This is a genomic window from Mesorhizobium sp. BH1-1-4, assembly GCF_020165665.1.
In the GTDB taxonomy this organism is placed as follows: Bacteria; Pseudomonadota; Alphaproteobacteria; order Rhizobiales; family Rhizobiaceae; genus Mesorhizobium.
This window is the reverse complement of record NZ_JAIUIN010000022.1, coordinates 1-19,434: the sequence shown is the minus strand read 5'-3', so window position 1 is coordinate 19,434 and position 19,434 is coordinate 1. Positions and strand designations below refer to the sequence as shown.

Below are 19,434 nucleotides of genomic sequence, written 5' to 3'. Positions count from 1 at the left end.
GACGAAACCTGGACGGTCGGGGCTTGATCCCCGACCGCTTCGGGTGGACGATAGGGTCGCGTGACCGCGAACAATCCCGGCGACAGACCGGAAAGGCGTGGACGGGCGTCGGCGACTGGCTGACACCCTACGGGGAGGAAACATGTCTCAAGCTCAGGAATTCGAGAAGGTTCTCTCGAGCAGCGACACAAGCGTTGCCGCTTTCGACGAGCACAAATCGGCAGTCAGGCGCATCCAGCACTTCCTGCATTCGACGCCGGCGGCGGTGCCGCTGATCGTGCTGGTTTTGTCGATCATCATTTTCGGCGTCACCATCGGCGGACGTTTCTTCTCGTCCTACACGCTGACGCTGATCCTGCAGCAGATCGCCATTGTCGGTATTCTGGGGGCCGCGCAGACGCTGGTCATCCTGACCGCCGGCATCGATCTGTCGATCGGCGTCATCATGGTGATTTCAGCAGTGATCATGGGCAATTGCGCCGTCAGCTATGGCCTGCCGAGCGTGCTCGCCGTGGCTATCGGTCTTGCGGCCGGTGCCGCCTGCGGACTGCTCAACGGGGTGCTGGTCGCCTACATGAAGCTGCCGCCCTTCATCGTGACGCTTGGCACCTGGAACATCGTCATGGCTACGAACTTCATCTATTCGGCCAATGAGACGATCCGCGACACGGACGTCGACATCCAGGCGCCATTGCTGCATCTGTTCGCCCTGAGCTTCAAGGTCGGCACCGCGGTGCTGACGGCTGGCGTGATCGCCATGGTCGCCCTGGTTCTGCTCCTCTGGTATGTGCTCAATCACACGGCATGGGGCCGCCATGTCTACGCCGTCGGCGACGACCAGGAGGCCGCCAAGCTGTCCGGCATCCAGACCAAGAAGGTGCTGATGACGGTCTACACCCTCGCCGGGCTGATCGCCGCTTTCGCGGCCTGGGTCTCCATCGGCCGCAACGGTTCGATCTCTCCGTCGGCCGCCGTCACCGACTACAATCTGCAGGCGATTACCGCCACGGTGATCGGCGGTATTTCTCTCTTCGGCGGGCGAGGCTCGATCCTGGGCACGCTGTTTGGCGCCATGATCGTCGGCGTCGTCTCCATGGGCCTCAACATGCTGGGCGCCGATCCGCAATGGAAAGTGCTGCTCACCGGTGTGTTGATCATCGGCGCCGTGGCGGTCGATCAATGGATCAGAAAGGTTTCGGCATAGTCATGACCCAGGAACCCATCCTCACCGCGCGCGGCTTGGTCAAGCGCTATGGTCGTGTCACCGCCCTCGATAATGCCGACTTCGACCTCTACCCCGGCGAGATCCTTGCCGTCATCGGCGACAATGGCGCCGGCAAGTCATCGCTCATCAAGGCGATTTCCGGCGCTGTCGTGCCCGACGAAGGCGAAATCCGGCTTGAGGGCAAAACCGTTGCCTTCAAGTCGCCGATGGAAGCCCGCGAAGCCGGCATCGAAACCGTCTACCAGAACCTGGCGCTGTCACCGGCACTGTCGATCGCCGACAACATGTTCCTCGGCCGCGAGATCCGCAAACCGGGTTTCCTTGGCCAGTGGTTGCGCATGCTCGACCGCCCGGCAATGGAAAAGCGGGCTCGTGACAAGCTCACCGAACTTGGCTTGATGACCATCCAGAACATCGGCCAGGCGGTGGAGACGCTCTCGGGTGGCCAGCGCCAGGGCGTGGCGGTGGCGCGCGCGGCCGCTTTCGGCTCGAAAATGGTGATCATGGACGAGCCGACGGCCGCACTTGGCGTCAAGGAGAGCCGCCGCGTGCTCGAATTGATCCTCGACGTGAAGAAACGCGGCCTGCCGATCGTGCTCATCTCGCACAACATGCCGCATGTCTTCGAGGTGGCCGACCGCATCCACATCCATCGCCTCGGCCGTCGCCTCGCCGTCATCGACCCCAAGCAATATACGATGTCCGATGCCGTTGCCTTCATGACAGGGGCAAAAGCGCCCCCGGAAGCCGCGTTGGCGGCCTGAAACGCCGACGTGCCGCAGGGTAAGCAGACAGGGGTCTCCTCTAAATCGATTGAAAACATGCTGCAATGCACTAGGATGGGCTGGGCGAAACGGTGAAAGCCGGTATGATCAGGTCAAACGAACGAGAGGCGATATGACATCCGCCATGACGATCGAAGCCCCCACTCTCGACAACCCCGACCCCAAGACGCTCGCCGAAGAAGTCTTGATGTCGCTCAAATACAGGGTCGGCAAGGACACCACCGTCGCGACCCAATACGACTGGCTGACCGCCTCGATCAAGGTCGTGCGCGACCGCGTGGTCGACCATTGGATGCAGGCGACCAAGGAAGCCTACGACCAGCAGGAAAAGCGCGTCTATTACCTCTCGCTCGAATTCCTGATCGGGCGTCTGATGCGCGATGCCTTTTCCAATCTCGGCCTGATGGAGAACATGCGTGAGGCGCTGTCCTCGCTCGGTGTCGATCTCGACCTGATGGCGGCGCTGGAGCCCGATGCCGCGCTCGGCAATGGCGGCCTCGGCCGGCTCGCCGCCTGCTTCATGGAAAGCATGGCGACGGTCGACATCCCCGCCCACGGCTACGGCATCCGCTACGCCAACGGCATGTTCCGGCAGGAAATCCACGATGGCTGGCAGGTCGAGCTGCCCGAGACCTGGCTCGACCACGGCAATCCCTGGGAGTTCGAGCGGCGTGAGCGCTCCTTCGAGGTCGGCTTCGGAGGTTCGGTCGAATCGATCACCTCCAGGGATGGCCGCCTCGAACGCCATGTCTGGAAGCCGAGGGAGCATGTTCTGGCGGTCGCCTATGACACGCCCGTGGCCGGCTGGCGCGCCAAGCGCGTCAACACGCTGCGCCTGTGGTCCGGCATGCCGATCGACCCGATCCGGCTCGACAAGTTCAACGCCGGCGACCACATCGGTGCGCTGGCCGAAAGCAACAAGGCCGATGCGCTGTCGCGGGTGCTCTATCCAGCCGATTCCCACATGGCCGGACAGGAACTCAGGCTCAGGCAAGAATATTTCTTCTCCACCGCCTCGCTGCAGGACATCGTCCAGCGGCATCTGAGCCAATATGGTGATCTCAAGTCGCTGCCCGACAAGGCGGCGATCCATCTCAACGACACCCATCCGGCGATCGCCGTGCCCGAACTGATGCGGCTTCTGATGGACGTCCACGGCATGGATTTCGATCTCGCCTGGGATATCACCAAGCGCACCTTCGGCTACACCAACCACACGTTGCTGCCCGAAGCACTGGAAAGCTGGCCGGTGCCGCTGTTCGAGCGGCTTTTGCCGCGTCATATGCAGATCGTCTACGCCATCAACGCGCAGGTGCTGCTCGAAGCCCGCGCCACCGATCAGTTCTCGGACGAGCAGATCAGCCGTATCTCGCTGATCCAGGAGAATGGCGACCGCCGGGTGCGCATGGGCAATCTGGCCTTTGTCGGTTCGCATTCGATCAACGGCGTGTCGGCGCTGCATACCGAGTTGATGAAGGAGACGGTCTTCGCCGATCTGCACCGGCTCTACCCCGACCGCATCAACAACAAGACCAACGGCATCACGCCGCGGCGCTGGCTTATCCAGTGCAATCCCGGCCTCACCGGGCTTGCACGCGAGGCGATCGGCGATCGCTTCATGGATAACATCGAGGCGATCAAGGGGCTCGATCCCTTGGCCGACGACGCGGCCTTCCGCGAAAAATTCGCCGCCGTGAAGCGCCAGAACAAGGTGAGGCTTGCCAACCTGGTCGCCGACCGCCTCGGCCTCAAGCTCGATCCTTCGGCGCTCTTCGACATCCAAGTCAAGCGTATCCATGAATACAAGCGCCAGCTCCTCAACATCCTCGAGGCGATCGCGCTCTATGACCAGATCCGTTCGCATCCCGAGCGCGACTGGATGCCGCGTGTGAAATTCTTCGGCGGCAAGGCAGCGCCCAGCTACCACAACGCCAAGCTGATCATCAAACTGGCCAACGACGTCGCCAGGGTGATCAACAGTGACCCTTCGGTGCGCGGCCTGCTGAAGGTCGTGTTCGTACCGAACTACAATGTCAGCCTGGCCGAGGTGCTGATGCCGGCCGCCGATCTCTCGGAGCAGATCTCGACCGCCGGCATGGAAGCCTCCGGCACCGGCAACATGAAGTTCGCGCTGAACGGCGCGCTGACCATCGGCACGCTCGACGGCGCCAATGTCGAGATCAAGGAGCATGTCGGCGACGACAACATCTTCATCTTCGGCCTCACCACCGAAGAAGTCGCCGATCGACGCAACAATGGCTACAATCCGCGCGGCGTCATCGAGGCATCCCCCGAACTGGCGCAGGCGGTCGCGGCCGTTTCATCAGGCGTCTTCTCGCCCGATGATCCCAATCGCTATCGCGACCTGATCAACGGCCTCTACGACAGCGACTGGTTCATGGTCGCGGCGGATTTCGACGCCTATGCCACCTGCCAGCGCGAAGTCGATGCGGTCTGGCGCAACAGCCCGGACTGGTACGCGCGCGCCATCCGCAACGTCGCGCGCGTCGGCTGGTTCTCCTCCGATCGCACGATCCGCCAATACGCGAAAGAAATCTGGAACGTGCCCGTCTGATATGATTGCATGAGACCACGAGCAATGTGGCTTGAAACAAAAGACTGAAAGCATGATTCCGAAAACTGGACTTCGGTTTTCGGAAAAGATTATGCTCAAACAAGGAGATAGAGCCCCATCCCGATCCCGTCGGGATGGAACCGGCTCTAGGTGCCCGGGGAGGGCGACCGCCTGATGAGGAAGCCGCGCGCGACCGCTGCGACAAGCGGGCCGGACGGACTGGCGCCAGCCAGCGATGTCGAGGCGATTGTCGCCGGTACGCACGGAGATTCGTTCGCGATCCTTGGTGTCCACGAGATTGGCAAGAGCCTCTTTGCCCGGTGCTTCGTTCCGCACGCCGAATCCGTCACCGCCTATACGCTGACGGGCATTGAGGCCGGTGCGTTGTCGCGGCGCGACGATGCCGGGTTTTTCGAGGGCAAGCTGTCGATCAAGAAGCGCCAGCCGCTACGTTACCACGCGCGCAATGAAGGCGGCGACTGGTGGCTGACCGATCCCTATTCATTCGGCCCGGTGCTCGGGCCGATGGACGATTACTACATCGCCGAGGGTTCGCATCTCAGGCTGTTCGACAAGCTCGGCGCGCATGTCATCGAGCATGAGGGTGCCACGGGCGTGCATTTCGCCGTCTGGGCTCCCAATGCCAGGCGCGTCTCGGTGGTCGGCGATTTCAACGACTGGGACGGCCGCCGGCATTCGATGCGCGAGCGTCGCGATACCGGCATCTGGGAGCTGTTCATTCCCGACATCGGCGCCGGCCGGCCCTACAAATACGAGATCATCGGTCCCGATGGGGTAAGATTGCCGCTGAAGGCCGATCCGTTCGCGTTCAAATCGGAACTGCGCCCGGCCACGGCCTCGGTCGTTGCCGTGCCGCCGGCGCACGAGTGGGGCGATGAGGCGCATCGCAATTTCTGGCGCAACGCCGACCCCCGGCGCGAAGCCATCTCGATTTACGAGGTCCATGCCGGTTCCTGGCAGCTTCGTGACGACGGCACCTTCCTGTCATGGGATGAACTGGCCGAGCGGCTGATCCCCTATGTGGTCGAGACCGGTTTCACCCACATCGAATTCCTGCCGATCTCCGAACATCCCTACGATCCGTCCTGGGGATACCAGACCACCGGCCTCTACGCGCCTTCGGCCCGCTTCGGCGATCCGGACGGATTTGCCCGTTTCGTCGACGGCGCCCACCGCGCCGGCATCGGCGTCATCCTCGACTGGGTGCCGGCGCATTTTCCGGTCGACGAGCACGGCCTGGTCCATTTCGACGGCACCGCGCTCTATGAGCATGCCGATCCGCGCAAGGGCTTCCATCCCGACTGGAACACCGCGATCTACAATTTCGGCCGCCGCGAGGTGGTGTCGTTCCTCGTCAACAACGCGCTGTTCTGGGCCGAAAAATACCATGTCGACGGTCTTCGCGTCGACGCAGTCGCCTCGATGCTCTACCTCGATTATTCGCGCAAGCAGGGCGAATGGATCCCCAACGAGAAAGGTGGCCGCGAGAACCTCGAAGCGGTCGGCTTCCTGCAGAAGATGAACAAGGAGGTCTACGGCCACCATCCCGGTGTCATGACCATCGCCGAGGAATCGACCTCATGGCCGAAGGTTTCGGCGCCGGTCCATGAGGGCGGGCTGGGCTTCGGCTTCAAATGGAACATGGGCTTCATGCACGACACGCTGGAGTACTTTTCCAAGGAGCCGATTTTCCGCAAGCACCACCACAACGAGCTGACCTTCGGCCTGACCTACGCCTTCTCGGAAAATTTCGTGCTGCCGCTCTCGCATGACGAGGTCGTGCACGGCAAAGGCACGCTGCTGGGCAAGATGGCCGGCGACGATTGGCAGAAATTCGCGACCTTGCGTGCCTATTACGGCTTCATGTGGGGTTATCCCGGCAAGAAGCTTTTGTTCATGGGCCAGGAATTCGCGCAGCGCCGCGAATGGAGCGAGGCGCGCGCGCTTGATTGGAACCTGCTCGATTTCCGGCCGCATCGCGGCGTCTGGCAGACGGTGCGTGATCTCAACTATCTCTACCGCTCGCGCCCGGCCCTGCATGGCCGCGACTGCGAGCCGGAAGGGTTCTCCTGGCTGATCGTCGACGACAGCCAGAATTCGGTGTTCGCTTGGGTGCGCAACGCTCCCGGCGGCAATCCGGTCGCCGTCATCTCCAATTTCACGCCGGTGCCGCGCGACAATTATCGCGTGCCGCTGCCGAAGGCCGGCAAGTGGCGCGAGATCATCAACACCGACGCTTCCGAATATGGCGGCTCCGGCATGGGCAATGGCGGCACGGTCGAGGCAAGGGCGGAGGGCAAGAGCATCTCGGCAACGATGCTTCTGCCGCCGCTGTCGACGATCATGCTCGAGTTCGTTGCCGATTGAGCCGTCGGCCGGGATGTGGCGAGACTGAGTAACTTGGGAGGGTATACATGGCAGACTTGAAAAGAACCCAGCCGCTGGCCCGCGACGCCATGGCCTATGTGCTGGCCGGCGGGCGCGGCAGCCGCCTCAAGGAATTGACCGACCGGCGCGCCAAGCCGGCGGTCTATTTCGGCGGCAAGACGCGCATCATCGATTTCGCGCTCTCCAATGCCTTGAATTCCGGCATCCGCCGCCTCGGCGTCGCCACGCAGTACAAGGCGCATTCGCTGATCCGCCACCTGCAGCGCGGCTGGAACTTCCTGCGGCCCGAACGAAACGAGAGTTTCGACATCCTGCCGGCCAGCCAGCGCGTCTCGGAAACGCAATGGTATGAAGGCACGGCCGACGCCGTCTACCAGAACATCGACATCATCGAGGCCTATGGCCCGGAATACATGGTGATCCTGGCCGGCGATCACATCTACAAGATGGATTACGAGCTGATGCTGCGCCAGCATGTCGACGCCGGCGCCGACGTCACGGTCGGCTGTCTCGAAGTGCCGCGCATGGAGGCTGTCGGCTTCGGCGTCATGCATGTCGATGCCAAGGACAACATCATCGCCTTCGTCGAAAAACCCGCCGATCCGCCCGGCATTCCGGGCAATCCGGAATTCGCCTTGGCCTCAATGGGAATCTACGTCTTCAAGACCAAGTTCCTGATGGAGCAGCTGCGCCGCGACGCCGCCGAACCGGGCTCCAGCCGCGACTTCGGCAAGGACATCATCCCCTATATCGTCACGCACGGTAAGGCGATCGCGCACCGCTTCACCAAGTCCTGCGTGCGCTCGACCGCCGAGAACGAGGCCTATTGGCGCGATGTGGGAACGGTCGATGCCTATTGGGAGGCCAATATCGACCTGACCGATGTGACGCCGGAGCTCGATCTCTACGATCGCGACTGGCCGATCTGGACTTATGCGGAATTGAAGCCGCCGGCGAAGTTCGTCCATGACGAGGATGGCAGGCGCGGTTCCGCCATCTCGTCGCTCGTCTCGGGCGACTGCATCGTCTCCGGCGCCTCGCTGAAGAAAAGCCTGATCTTCACCGGCGCGCGCATCAATTCCTATTCGACGCTGGAAGAAGTCGTCATGCTGCCCGACGTTCATGTCGGCCGGAACGCAAAGTTGAAGCGCGTCGTTATCGACCATGGTGTTAGGATACCCGAAGGGTTGGTGGTCGGAGAGGATCCCGCGCTCGACGCCAAACGCTTCCGCGTTTCGGAAAAAGGCATCTGTCTGGTCACCCAGGACATGATCGACAAGCTGAAATTGTAGCGGAGTGGGGGTGTAGCGGATGCAGGTTCTGTCGGTCACGCCAGAGATTTTCCCGCTGATCAAGACCGGTGGGCTCGCCGACGTGACGGGGGCGCTGCCGATCGCGCTGGCCGCCAAGGGCGTCACCATGCGCACGCTCATCCCTGGCTTTCCGACCGTCATGGGCGCCTTCAAGAACATGGGCGCCTTCAAGAAAAAGAAGGCTGTCTATCAGTACCCCTCGCTGCAAGGTGGCAAGGCCTCGGTGCATGCTGTCCAGATCGCCGGGCTCGATCTGTTCGTGCTCGACGCGCCGCATCTGTTCGATCGTCCCGGCGGGCCCTATGGCAATGCCTCGGGCGCGGACTGGCCGGACAATTGGCGGCGCTTCGCGGCCCTAAGCCAGGCCGGCGCCGATATCGCCGGCGGCGCCATTTCGGGCTACCTGCCTGATGTCGTCCACGCCCATGATTGGCAGTCGGCGATGACGCTGGCCTATATGCGCTATGGCAAGGCGGTCGGCACGCCGTCGATGATGACCGTCCACAATCTCGCCTTCCAGGGCCAGTTCGGCGCCGGCATCTTCGGCGAGCTCGGCCTGCCGGCGGCGGCGATGGCGCTTGACGGCGTCGAATATTATGGCGGTGTCGGCTTCCTCAAGGCCGGCCTGCAGGCCGCCTGGGCGATCACCACGGTGAGCCCGACCTATGCGCAGGAGATCCGCTCGCCAGAATTCGGCATGGGCCTCGACGGCCTCATCAACATGCGCTCGAGCGATCTCCATGGCATCGTCAACGGCATCGACACCGCCATCTGGGATCCGGCGACCGACAAGCATCTTGTATCGACCTATACGGCCGAAACGTTGAAGGGCCGCGCGCCCAACAGGGCCGCCGTCGAGGACCGTTTCGGCCTCGACCGTGACGACAGCCCGATCGTCTGTGTCATCAGCCGGCTGACCTGGCAGAAGGGCATGGACATATTGGCGACAGTGGTCGACGGCATCGTCGCGACAGGCGCCAGGCTGGCCATACTGGGCTCGGGTGACGCCGGCCTCGAAGGCGCGCTTCTGGCTGCGGCCGCGCGCCACCGTGGCCGCATCGGCGTCGTCGTCGGCTATGATGAGGGGCTGTCGCACGTCATGCAGGGCGGCTGCGACGCCATCGTCATCCCCTCGCGCTTCGAGCCCTGCGGGCTGACGCAGCTTTACGGCCTGCGCTATGGCTGCGTGCCGGTCGTCGCCCGCACCGGTGGCCTCGCCGATACCATCATCGACGCCAATGAGGCAGCGATTGCCGCCGGCGTGGCGACCGGCTTCCAGTTTACTCCCAACAATGGCGGCGCGCTGCTGCACGCCATCCGCCGCCTGGCCGACGCCCATGCCAGTCCCGCAACCTTCGAGACCATCCAGCGCCAGGGGATAAAGACCGATGTGTCGTGGGATCGAAGCGCCGAAAAATACGTCGAACTCTATCGCCTGCTGCTTTCGAAAAGGGTTGCCTGAAGCATGATACGCACCGTCCCCACCAAGCCCTATCTCGACCAGAAGCCCGGCACGTCGGGGCTGCGCAAGAAGGTGCCAGTGTTCCAGCAGGAGCACTATGCCGAGAACTTCATCCAGTCGATCTTCGACGCGCTCGACGGATTTGCCGGCAAGACCCTGGTGATCGGCGGCGACGGCCGCTTCTACAACCGCGAGGTCATCCAGAAGGCCATCGCCATGGCCGCTGCCAACGGTTTCGGCAAGGTGATGGTCGGGCAGGGCGGCATCCTGTCGACGCCGGCTGCCTCGCACGTCATCCGCAAATACAAGACCTTCGGCGGCATCATCCTGTCGGCCAGCCACAATCCCGGCGGGCCGCATGAGGATTTCGGCATCAAGTACAATGCCGGCAATGGCGGCCCGGCGCCGGAAAAGCTGACCGACGCGATCTTCGAGAAGACCAAGGTGATTTCGAGCTTCAAGATCGCCGACATCGATCCGATCGACATCGATACGGTCGGCACCGTCAAGGCCGGCGGCATGACCGTCGAGATCATCGATCCGGTCACCGATTATGCCGAACTGATGGAAAGCCTGTTCGATTTCGACGCGCTGCGCAAACTGTTCAAGTCGGGTTTCCGCATGCGCTTCGACGCCATGCATGCGGTGACCGGACCCTATGCCAAGGAAATACTGGAAAACCGCCTCGGCGCCCTGAACGGAACTTGCCGCAATTTCAAACCGCTGCCCGATTTCGGCGGCCATCACCCCGATCCCAACCTGGTCCATGCCAAGCACCTCTATGACGAGATGATGGGACCGGATGCACCGGATTTCGGCGCTGCTTCCGACGGCGACGGCGACCGCAATCTGATCATCGGCAAGGGTATTTTCGTCACCCCGTCGGATTCGGTGGCCATGCTCGCCGCCAATGCCCGCCTGGCGCCGGGCTACAAGGACGGGTTGAAGGGCATTGCCCGCTCGATGCCGACCAGCGGCGCGGCCGACCGCGTCGCCCACGCGCTCGGCATCGGCATCTACGAGACGCCGACCGGCTGGAAGTTCTTCGGCAATCTGCTCGACGCCGGCATGGCGACGATCTGTGGCGAGGAAAGCGCTGGCACCGGTTCCAACCACGTCCGCGAAAAGGACGGACTATGGGCGGTGCTCCTGTGGCTCAACATCCTGGCGGCGCGCGGCGAAAGCTGCAAGCAGATCGTCACCGAACACTGGGCGACTTATGGGCGCAATTATTATTCGCGGCACGACTACGAGGAGGTCGAGAGCGACCGCGCCAATGCGCTGGTCGACGAACTCAGGGCCAAGCTCGGCTCGCTGCCCGGCACCAGCGTGCGCGGCCTGAAGATCGCCAATGCCGACGATTTTGCCTATCACGATCCGGTCGACGGCTCGACCAGCGAGCACCAGGGCATAAGGGTGCTGTTCGAAGGTGGCTCGCGCGTCGTTTTCCGCCTCTCCGGCACCGGCACTTCTGGCGCGACCCTGCGCGTCTATATCGAGCGCTACGAACCGGACAAAGCGAGGCACGACCTCGACACGCAGGTGGCGCTCGCCGACCTGATTTCAGCGGCCGATGACATCGCCGGCATCAAGAGCCATACCGGTCGCAACAAACCAAGCGTGATTACTTGAGGGTGGCCGCCATGGCTTCGTCATCCACGGGCGGAGCAAGGAGCATAGCGACGCGGCGTAGACCGGAGGATCCATGCCGTGACATCAAGGCGTTGTCACGGTGCGACGCCCTGCTCGGCCTGGCCCTTGGTTTAAGGTCACGGCATGGATCCCAGGGTCTCCGCGACGGAGCTTCGCACCTGCTTCGCCCAGGGATGACGAAGTCGGGGAGGGCTCGGCTAATCTCCAACGTTTGCAAGACCCGACAAGGCCGACACCTTTGACCCACCTCGGCGCCACCATCACTCCCGAAGGCATCCGCTTTGCCGCATGGACCTCGTCGGCCCGCCGCCTCTGGGTCTCGATCTTCGACGAGCAGGGCAACCGCGAACGCGATCGCCTTGAGCTGAAGCCGGAAGGCGACGGCGTGCACGCGCTCTTCGTCGCCGGCCTGGCCGAGGGCACGCGCTACGGCCTGCGTGCCGACGGCGACTATGCACCCGAGCGTGGGCTGTGGTTCGACCCCGACAAGCTGCTCGTTGATCCCTATGCAGTCGAAATCGACCGGCCTTACGCCTATCACTGGCGGCTCGCCGCGCGGCGCAATGAGGGCGCCGATACCGCGTCGCTGATGCCCAAGACCGTGGCCAAAGCCTTGCCGACGGTTCCGACGACCCTGCCGCCACTGTTTCGTCCGGGCGGCCTGATCTACGAACTGAACGTGCGCGCCTTCACCAGGCTGCATCCGGATGTGCCGCAAGAAATGCGCGGTACGATCGCCGCGCTTGCCCATCCGGCCATCATCGAGCATCTGCAAAAGCTCGGTGTTTCCGCCGTCGAACTGATGCCGGTGACGGCTTCGATCGACGAGCGGCATCTGCCGCCGCTCGGCCTGAGGAACGCCTGGGGCTACAATCCCGTTACCTTCATGGCGCTCGACCCGCGCCTCGCATCCGGCGGCCTGGCTGAATTGCGCGACACCGTTGCGGCGTTACGTCAGGCTGGTATCGGCACCATTCTCGACCTCGTCTTCAACCATACGGGCGAAAGCGACCGGCTGGGACCAACGCTTTCGCTGCGTGGCCTCGACAACCAGGCCTACTACAGGCACCGGCAAGATGGCGGGCTGGTCAATGACACCGGCACCGGCAACACGATCGCCTGCGATCATCCGGTGGTGCGCGAAATGGTGCTCGACACGCTGCGTCATTTCGTGCGCAAGGCCGGCGTCGACGGTTTCCGCTTCGACCTGGCGCCGGTGCTGGGCCGCGTCGATGGCGCCTTCGATCCGCAAGCACCTCTGCTCCAGGCCGTCACCCATGATCCGGTGCTTGCCGACCGCGTGCTGATCGCCGAGCCTTGGGACATCGGGGCAAACGGCTATCAACTGGGCAATTTCCGGGCGCCATACCTGGAATGGAACGACCGCTACCGCGACGATGTCAGACGCTTCTGGCGCGGCGATGCCGGCATGATCGGTGCTCTCGCCACGCGCCTTGCCGGTTCGTCCGACGTGTTCGACAGGGCAGGGGAGCCGGCAAGCCGTAGTGTGAACTTCATCGCCGCCCATGACGGCATGACGCTGGCCGACATCGTCGCCTATGAGCGCAAGCACAACGCGGCCAATGGCGAGCAGAACCGTGACGGCCACAACGAAAACCTGTCCTGGAACAATGGCGTCGAGGGGGACACGAACGAAGCAGCGATCAGCAAGGCGCGCTTCGACGACCAGCGCGCGCTGCTCGCCACTCTGTTCGCCTCGCGCGGCACCATCATGCTGACGGCAGGCGACGAGTTCGGCAGAACGCAGCAAGGCAACAACAATGCCTATGCGCAGGACAACGCCATCACCTGGCTCGACTGGGCGAGGCGGAGCCTCGAACTGGAGCAATATGTGTCGGCGCTTGCCGCGCTTCGGCGCGCGGTGCCCATGCTGTCGGATACGCGTTTCCTGACCGGGCAACCGTCAAGCGCGTCCGACATCCCCGATGTCTCGTGGCTGAGCGAGACGGGCGCTCCGCTCGGCGAGACCGATTGGAACGACCCCGGCCGGCATCGCCTCGTCATGCTGCTTGGCGGCGAGGACGGCAGGCTTGCCATCATCATCAATGGTGACCGCCGCCAATGCGTCTTCACCTTGCCGGCGCGAGATGGCTTCCAGTGGCGCCCGGCAATCGAGACACAGGCGATCGACCTTCTGCGTCCGTTGCCGGGCCGTAGCGTCAATTTCATGATCGACGGCCGGACCGGAAACGGTGGCGCCGGGAAGGGTTCATAATGGCTGACGACAATGCCAGGCAGGGGGCCGAGTGGTGGCGAGGCTGCGTCATCTATCAGGTCTATCCACGCTCGTTCCAGGACACGACCGGCGACGGCAGCGGCGATCTCGGCGGCATCACGTCAAGGCTCGCCCATATCGCCTCGCTCGGCGTCGATGCTGTCTGGCTGTCGCCCTTCTTCAAGTCGCCGATGGCCGACATGGGCTACGACGTGTCGGATTATCGCGATGTCGACCCGATGTTCGGCACATTGGCGGATTTTGATGCGCTGATCGCCGAGGCGCACCGGCTCGGCCTGAAAATCATCATCGACCAGGTGCTGTCGCATTCATCCGACAAGCATGAATGGTTCATCGAAAGCCGCACCAGCCGCGACAACGCCAAGGCCGACTGGTACGTCTGGGCCGACGCCAGGCCTGACGGCTGCGCGCCCAACAATTGGCTGTCGGTCTTCGGGGGGCCATCCTGGGAGTGGGACGCGACCCGCCGGCAATATTACATGCACAATTTCCTCGCCGCTCAACCGGACCTGAACTTCCACAATCTGGAGGTCCAGGACGCGTTGCTGGACACGGTGCGGTTCTGGCTCGATCGCGGTGTCGACGGTTTTCGGCTGGATACGGTCAACTACTATGTCCACGATCGTTGGCTGCGCGGCAATCCGCCCTTGGCCTCGAGCGTCGCCGGCACCAACACGGAAACCAACACCTACCTCTATCAAGAGCATCTGTTCGACAAGACGCAGCCGGAGAACCTGGCCTTCCTGCGGCGCTTTCGTGCGTTGCTCGACGAATATGACGACCGCGCCGCTGTCGGCGAGATCGGCGATGAAGGCCGCTCGCTGCAGACGCTCGCCGCCTACACCTCCGGCGGCGACAAGCTTCAGATGAGCTACACGTTCGACCTGCTCGGCTCGCAATTTTCGGCCGCGCATGTGCGCGGCTGCGTCGAGGCCTTCGAAAGCGCGGTTGTCGATGGCTGGGTCTGCTGGGCGTTTTCCAACCATGACGTGGTGCGCCATGTCAGCCGCTGGACGCGGCCGGATGGCGATCCCGACGCCGTGGCCAGATTCTCGATCCTGTTGCTGTCTTGCCTGCGGGGTTCGATCTGCCTCTACCAGGGCGAGGAGCTCGGCCTTGAGGAGGCGGAGCTTGCCTATGAGGATCTGCGCGATCCTGTCGGCATCCGTTTCTGGCCGGGCGTGAAGGGCAGGGATGGTTGCCGCACGCCGATGGTCTGGGAGGCCGGCGCCGACAATGCGGGCTTTTCCACCGCAAAACCATGGCTGCCTGTGCCGGCAAGCCATCGCGCCCGGGCAGTCGATGTGCAGAACGGCGAGGAGCAATCCGTGCTGTCGGCCTACCGCTCGGCGCTCGCCTTGCGCAGGCGGCATCCGGCGCTGATCAGCGGTTCGATCCGCTTTCTCGACGCTGAAGGCGACGTGCTCGCCTTCATCCGCGAAAATGGCGGGGAGAGGCTGCTGTGTGTCTTCAATTTCGCGGGGGAACCGGTGACTTGGCGAGTACCCGCGGATGTCGGAAGTGTCGCCGCAACCATAGCCGGCGCCGCTGTCGGGGACAGCGAGGTCTCACTGCCAACGCTGGGCTGTTTCCTCGGTCAGGTCGGCTGACCGGTCTCTCAGGTTCTACTGGACGAGCACCGCCCGCCCGCAGGTCGCCCCGGTGACGCGCACGTCGGCCTGGCCGACACCGACGCCAAGTGCCGACAACACATTGTAGAGCAAGTCGTCAACGGGCGCTGTTACAGTGTTGAGCAGAGCCACCACCGCCGGTTTGACAGCTCCGAGCAGGGCGGTCAGATCGATGCCCAAACCAAGCGCATTGACCGAAAGCGACAGGTTGCTGATCAGCGACGTGGTGAGCGACTGCGAGATGTTTCGCGTCGAAACGGTCTTGATCGTCTTGTTGGCGATGTCGGTCGCGTTGAATGTCAGGGTCTGCGGGCTGTTGTTGGTGATCGCGGTGGCGGCCGAACCCGTCACCTGGATCAGCGGGATGTTGATCAACAACAGCTTCAGGCTCACATCGGCGATGTTCGCATCAGTGAAAGTCTGGGGGTGGCTAAAATCGGCGAAGCCGGAGGGGTTGTTGCTGTTGGCCAGGTTCAACTGGGCAATGCCGGGGTGCGCGGCGATGGAGACGTTGATGCTGGATGGCCCTGTCGGGCAACTTATGTCGGTCAGCTTGGCCTCGGCATAGGCGACTTCCACATTGAGCGGCAGATTGACGGCCAGCAGACTGATGCCGCCGCCGAGGCCGGGCGTGCCGATACCGACGGAGGCCGTGAGTTTGATGCGCGTCTGGGCGGTCCGAACCACGGAGCCGATACCGTCGATCGCCAGCCAGGGCGAGGATTGCATCGGTTCGCCGATGGCGATGTCGAGTTTGGTGGAGAGCAATCCCGGGACGGTGGCGCCGAGATCGACCGCGGCCTGGTTGGTGCCGTTGGCGAGCACGGCCGCCGCGGTCAGCATTCCCATGGCGCTTGCATCGACGCCAAGGCCGGTCGGCTGTTGTCCGAGGCCCAGGCTGCCGACGGATCCAAGGTCGACAAGACTGCTGAGCGGGATCTTGACGGTGCTGGTAGACTTGGAGGCGATCGTCTGCAGGGCGACCTTTGCCGTATTGCCGAGGCCGGGAACATTGGCCATGGCAGTGGCGATCTGGCCGACGGTCGCCTTCGAGGCCAAAACGTCCGAATAGGTGCCGGCCGTGATGTTCAATTGCGTGCCCAGCGCACTGATGAAGGAAAGCACGCTGACATCCGCCGAGACCAGCCCGTTGTAATCCATGACGCTGAGGGAGATGTTGCCGCCGAGAAGTCCGCTCAAAAGTGCGTTGATAATGCCGCCATTGACGCTGAGCAGTCTTGACCCGACCGAGAATGTCGCCTGCGGCGTATTGCTGGCGATGGCTTGGGTGCCGATGACCGGCGTGGGGATCAGCGAGCTGGCGAAATAGCGGTTGGGGATCTTCGCCAAAGTGACCCGGACGGCATTGTAGGGCGTCACGCCCGCCTGGAAGCGCTGGCTGACATTGGCGGTCGATGATGCATACCGGCCCTGCGTGACCGTCACCACCGTTTTGCCGACGGCCGGGGTAATGGTCTGGCCCGAAGCTTGAACGACGACGCCCGGCATGCCGTTGTCGGTAAGGGTGGTGACCACGGCCGTGTTGACGTTGTTGATGTTCGAGGCGGCGGTGATCGCGGCCAGGTCCACCATCGCCTGGGCTTCCCGGCGCTCGGTGTAGATGGAGCCTTCGTCAATGGCCACCGCGGCCAGGGCCAATGCAACCGGAGCGCTCAAGGCGGTCATGACGGCGAAGTTAGCCTTCCTGTCTCCCATCATCGTCCGTGCAAGCCGGCCGATGTCCCTGCCCGCCCGCTGTCGCATCAGATACCCCCGACCCTGATCGTTGACTGACGCCTGATGGTCGTCCCTGGCATGGCTACGCCCGGGAACAGATTCCAGATGGGCAAGTTGCGGGCGTCGTATGAGACCGACACCACGAACTGGCTTCCGTCGGCCACGCTGTCGTTGGCCTGATAGGTCAGTTTGCTGGCGTCCACGAACGGATAGCCGCCGGCGTTGTTGGTGAGATAGCTGGCCACGAGCGTCTGTCGCTCGGTCTGGTTCACCCCCGCAATAGCCGTCCGGGCGGCGTCGGCTGCAATTTGCTGGATCGAGTTGGCGGCCCCAAAATAGATGCCATATGCAACCATGCCGAGCAAAAGAAGCATGAAGATCGGCGACAGGAGAGCGAATTCGATCGCTGAAGTTCCCGAATTGTCTGATCGGAACTGGCGCCTACGAGCCTTGGAAGTGAGGTTGTGAACCATGGCCCCAACATGCCCAAGTTCGCATGCAGAAAGCGAAAACCCTAGGCACAACCAAAAGGTGTGGTCGATTGAAAATGAGTCCCTAATTTAGCGGTTGCTATCTCGGCAAGAGGGATTGACTTAGGGTCAATCAGTACTCGGTTGAAAAGAGCTTACCTCCTGTCTAGTCTCCTGCCACCAGCCGCCGGAGGGAACCGACGGCACGCCCAAAGGAGCCAGACATCGGTTCCGGGGCGTCAACACGCAAAGGCGCGCCGATGGCAGCGCCGACAGGGAGAACTTCATGCTGAAAAACATGTTGAGGGCGACGGTATTCGCCACGACCATGACCTTGGCTGCCGGCACATTCTTGACGCCGGCCTTTGCCGAGACGGTCTATAACAGGGGCACCGCCGCTGAATCGGAGTCGGTCGACCCGCACAAGACCTCGACGGTCTATGAAGCCAACGTGCTGCGTGACCTGTTCCAGGGACTGGTCATGCAGGACGAGAAGGCCAACCTCATCCCGGGTGCAGCTGAAAGCTGGACGGTATCGGATGACGGTACGGTCTATACCTTCAAGCTGCGCAAGGACGGCATGTGGTCGGATGGCAGCCCGGTGACGGCGGACGACTTCGTCTACGCCTTCCACCGGCTGGAGGATCCGGCGACCGGCGCCGAATACGCCTCGATGCTGTATCCGGTGAAGGGTGCGGAGGACGTCAACACCAAGAAGGGCAAGCCCGAGGACATGGGAGTCAAGGCGATCGACGCCAACACCCTGGAAGTGACCCTGAAGGCGCCGACGCCTTACTTCCTGGAGATGCTGACCCACCAGGCGACCTATCCGGTCAGCAAGGCCTCGATCGAGAAGCTCGGCGCCGATTGGATCAAGCCCGGCAATCTGGTTTCGAACGGCGCCTATACGCTGGCCGAATGGGTTCCCAACGACCACATGAAACTGGTCAAGAATCCGAAGTTCTGGGACGCCGCGACCGTCAAGTTCGACGTCGTCAACTACATCCCGACCGAGGACCGCTCGTCGGCAATGAAGCGCTTCGAGGCCGGCGAACTCGACAGCTATGACGATCTGCCGACCGAACAGCTGGCCGACCTCAAGACCAAGTTCGGCGATCAGATCCATGTCGGTCCCTATCTCGGCACCTACTATTATGCGATCAAGACGGACAAGGCGCCGTGGAACAATCCCGAGCTGCGCAACGCCATCTCGATGGCGATCGACCGGGACTTCATCGCCGAGAAGGTCTGGCAGAATTCGATGCTGCCCGGCTATTCGATGGTGCCTCCCGGCATCGAGGGCTACACGCCCGCAATGGCCAAATACGCCGACATGCCGCAAATCGACCGTGAGGACGCGGCCAAGAAGATCCTCGAGAAGCTCGGCTACACGCCCGAGCACCCGCTGAAGATGGAAATCCGCTACAACACCTCGGAAAACCACAAGAACACCGCCGTGGCCATCCAGGAACAGTTGAAGCCGCTCGGCGTCGACGTCACGCTGCTCAACACCGACACCAAGACCCACTACTCCTTCCTCGAGCAGAAGGGCGACTATGACGTGGCGCGTGCCGCCTGGATCGCCGACTACAAGGATCCGGAAACCTTCCTCGGCATCACGCGCAAGGCCAGCGGCAACAATTATTCGAACTACAACAGCCCGGCCTACGAAGCGGCAATGGACAAGGCCGCTGCCGCCGGCGGCAAGCCTGAAGAGCGCATGAAGGACCTCTCCGAGGCCGAGCGCATCCTCATCGACGACGTAGGCCAGATTCCGCTTCTCTACTACAGCTATCACGACATCGTTTCCTCGAAGCTGCATGGCTTCGTCGACAATGTGATGGACGTGCATCCGTCGCGCTTCGTCAGCAAGGACTGATCCCTGGCCAAGCCGCCGCGCCCCCCCCGGCGCGGCCG

General features: G+C 62.8%; 12 protein-coding genes. 10 read left to right on the top strand and 2 right to left on the bottom strand.

Annotation, left to right across the window (positions count from 1 at the left end):
• Positions 1 to 142 precede the first annotated feature (142 nt).
• From LB569_RS26145 to LB569_RS26105, 9 genes are all read left to right on the top strand, one after another.
• Positions 143 to 1,204 carry an ABC transporter permease gene (locus LB569_RS26145; protein WP_140710792.1) on the top strand — a complete coding sequence of 354 codons (1,062 nt, stop codon included), beginning with the start codon at positions 143 to 145 and terminating at the stop codon, positions 1,202 to 1,204.
• Between the two features lie 2 nt (positions 1,205 to 1,206).
• On the top strand, positions 1,207 to 1,989 hold the full coding sequence (locus LB569_RS26140; RefSeq protein ID WP_224540872.1) for an ATP-binding cassette domain-containing protein: 783 nt from the start codon (positions 1,207 to 1,209) through the stop codon (positions 1,987 to 1,989).
• 133 nt (positions 1,990 to 2,122) lie between these two features.
• Positions 2,123 to 4,585: a glycogen/starch/alpha-glucan phosphorylase gene (locus LB569_RS26135; RefSeq protein ID WP_224694643.1), complete on the top strand. Its 2,463-nt coding sequence runs from the start codon at positions 2,123 to 2,125 to the stop codon at positions 4,583 to 4,585.
• 174 nt (positions 4,586 to 4,759) lie between these two features.
• Positions 4,760 to 6,973 (top strand): 1,4-alpha-glucan branching protein GlgB, encoded by a 2,214-nt coding sequence (gene glgB, locus LB569_RS26130; protein ID WP_224694642.1) that lies wholly within the window; start codon positions 4,760 to 4,762, stop codon positions 6,971 to 6,973.
• Between the two features lie 47 nt (positions 6,974 to 7,020).
• Positions 7,021 to 8,286: a glucose-1-phosphate adenylyltransferase gene (gene glgC / locus LB569_RS26125; protein ID WP_140710797.1), complete on the top strand. Its 1,266-nt coding sequence runs from the start codon at positions 7,021 to 7,023 to the stop codon at positions 8,284 to 8,286.
• 19 nt (positions 8,287 to 8,305) lie between these two features.
• Complete coding sequence (glgA, locus tag LB569_RS26120; RefSeq protein WP_224694641.1) at positions 8,306 to 9,769, top strand: glycogen synthase GlgA; 1,464 nt, start codon at positions 8,306 to 8,308, stop codon at positions 9,767 to 9,769.
• 3 nt (positions 9,770 to 9,772) lie between these two features.
• Positions 9,773 to 11,401, top strand: a complete 1,629-nt coding sequence (locus tag LB569_RS26115) for an alpha-D-glucose phosphate-specific phosphoglucomutase (RefSeq protein ID WP_224694640.1) — start codon at positions 9,773 to 9,775, stop codon at positions 11,399 to 11,401.
• Between the two features lie 259 nt (positions 11,402 to 11,660).
• Complete coding sequence (gene glgX / locus LB569_RS26110) at positions 11,661 to 13,658, top strand: glycogen debranching protein GlgX (protein WP_224540861.1); 1,998 nt, start codon at positions 11,661 to 11,663, stop codon at positions 13,656 to 13,658.
• The gene (locus tag LB569_RS26105) at positions 13,658 to 15,289 is read left to right on the top strand and encodes an alpha-glucosidase family protein (protein WP_224694639.1); all 1,632 of its coding nucleotides are present in this window, start codon (positions 13,658 to 13,660) and stop codon (positions 15,287 to 15,289) included. Before glgX ends, LB569_RS26105 begins: the two co-directional genes overlap by 1 nt.
• Positions 15,290 to 15,304: 15 nt before the next feature.
• Here LB569_RS26105 and LB569_RS26100 read toward each other — a convergent pair whose 3' ends face one another.
• Both LB569_RS26100 and LB569_RS26095 read right to left on the bottom strand, forming a co-directional pair.
• Positions 15,305 to 17,074 carry a pilus assembly protein TadG-related protein gene (locus tag LB569_RS26100; protein ID WP_224694638.1) on the bottom strand — a complete coding sequence of 590 codons (1,770 nt, stop codon included), beginning with the start codon at positions 17,072 to 17,074 and terminating at the stop codon, positions 15,305 to 15,307.
• Positions 17,074 to 17,520 (bottom strand): TadE/TadG family type IV pilus assembly protein, encoded by a 447-nt coding sequence (locus tag LB569_RS26095; RefSeq protein WP_224694637.1) that lies wholly within the window; start codon positions 17,518 to 17,520, stop codon positions 17,074 to 17,076. Before LB569_RS26095 ends, LB569_RS26100 begins: the two co-directional genes overlap by 1 nt.
• 283 nt (positions 17,521 to 17,803) lie before the next feature.
• Here LB569_RS26095 and LB569_RS26090 point away from each other — a divergent pair, with 283 nt between their 5' ends.
• On the top strand, positions 17,804 to 19,396 hold the full coding sequence (locus tag LB569_RS26090; protein WP_140709747.1) for a peptide ABC transporter substrate-binding protein: 1,593 nt from the start codon (positions 17,804 to 17,806) through the stop codon (positions 19,394 to 19,396).
• Positions 19,397 to 19,434 lie beyond the last annotated feature (38 nt).

Coding starts and splice junctions, on each gene's coding strand:
- LB569_RS26145 (WP_140710792.1), top strand. CDS start 143: ATGTCTCAAGCTCAGGAATTCGAGAAGGTTCTCTCGAGCAGCGACACA.
- LB569_RS26140 (WP_224540872.1), top strand. CDS start 1,207: ATGACCCAGGAACCCATCCTCACCGCGCGCGGCTTGGTCAAGCGCTAT.
- LB569_RS26135 (WP_224694643.1), top strand. CDS start 2,123: ATGACATCCGCCATGACGATCGAAGCCCCCACTCTCGACAACCCCGAC.
- glgB (WP_224694642.1), top strand. CDS start 4,760: ATGAGGAAGCCGCGCGCGACCGCTGCGACAAGCGGGCCGGACGGACTG.
- glgC (WP_140710797.1), top strand. CDS start 7,021: ATGGCAGACTTGAAAAGAACCCAGCCGCTGGCCCGCGACGCCATGGCC.
- glgA (WP_224694641.1), top strand. CDS start 8,306: ATGCAGGTTCTGTCGGTCACGCCAGAGATTTTCCCGCTGATCAAGACC.
- LB569_RS26115 (WP_224694640.1), top strand. CDS start 9,773: ATGATACGCACCGTCCCCACCAAGCCCTATCTCGACCAGAAGCCCGGC.
- LB569_RS26105 (WP_224694639.1), top strand. CDS start 13,658: ATGGCTGACGACAATGCCAGGCAGGGGGCCGAGTGGTGGCGAGGCTGC.
- LB569_RS26100 (WP_224694638.1), bottom strand. CDS start 17,074: ATGCGACAGCGGGCGGGCAGGGACATCGGCCGGCTTGCACGGACGATG.
- LB569_RS26095 (WP_224694637.1), bottom strand. CDS start 17,520: ATGGTTCACAACCTCACTTCCAAGGCTCGTAGGCGCCAGTTCCGATCA.
- LB569_RS26090 (WP_140709747.1), top strand. CDS start 17,804: ATGCTGAAAAACATGTTGAGGGCGACGGTATTCGCCACGACCATGACC.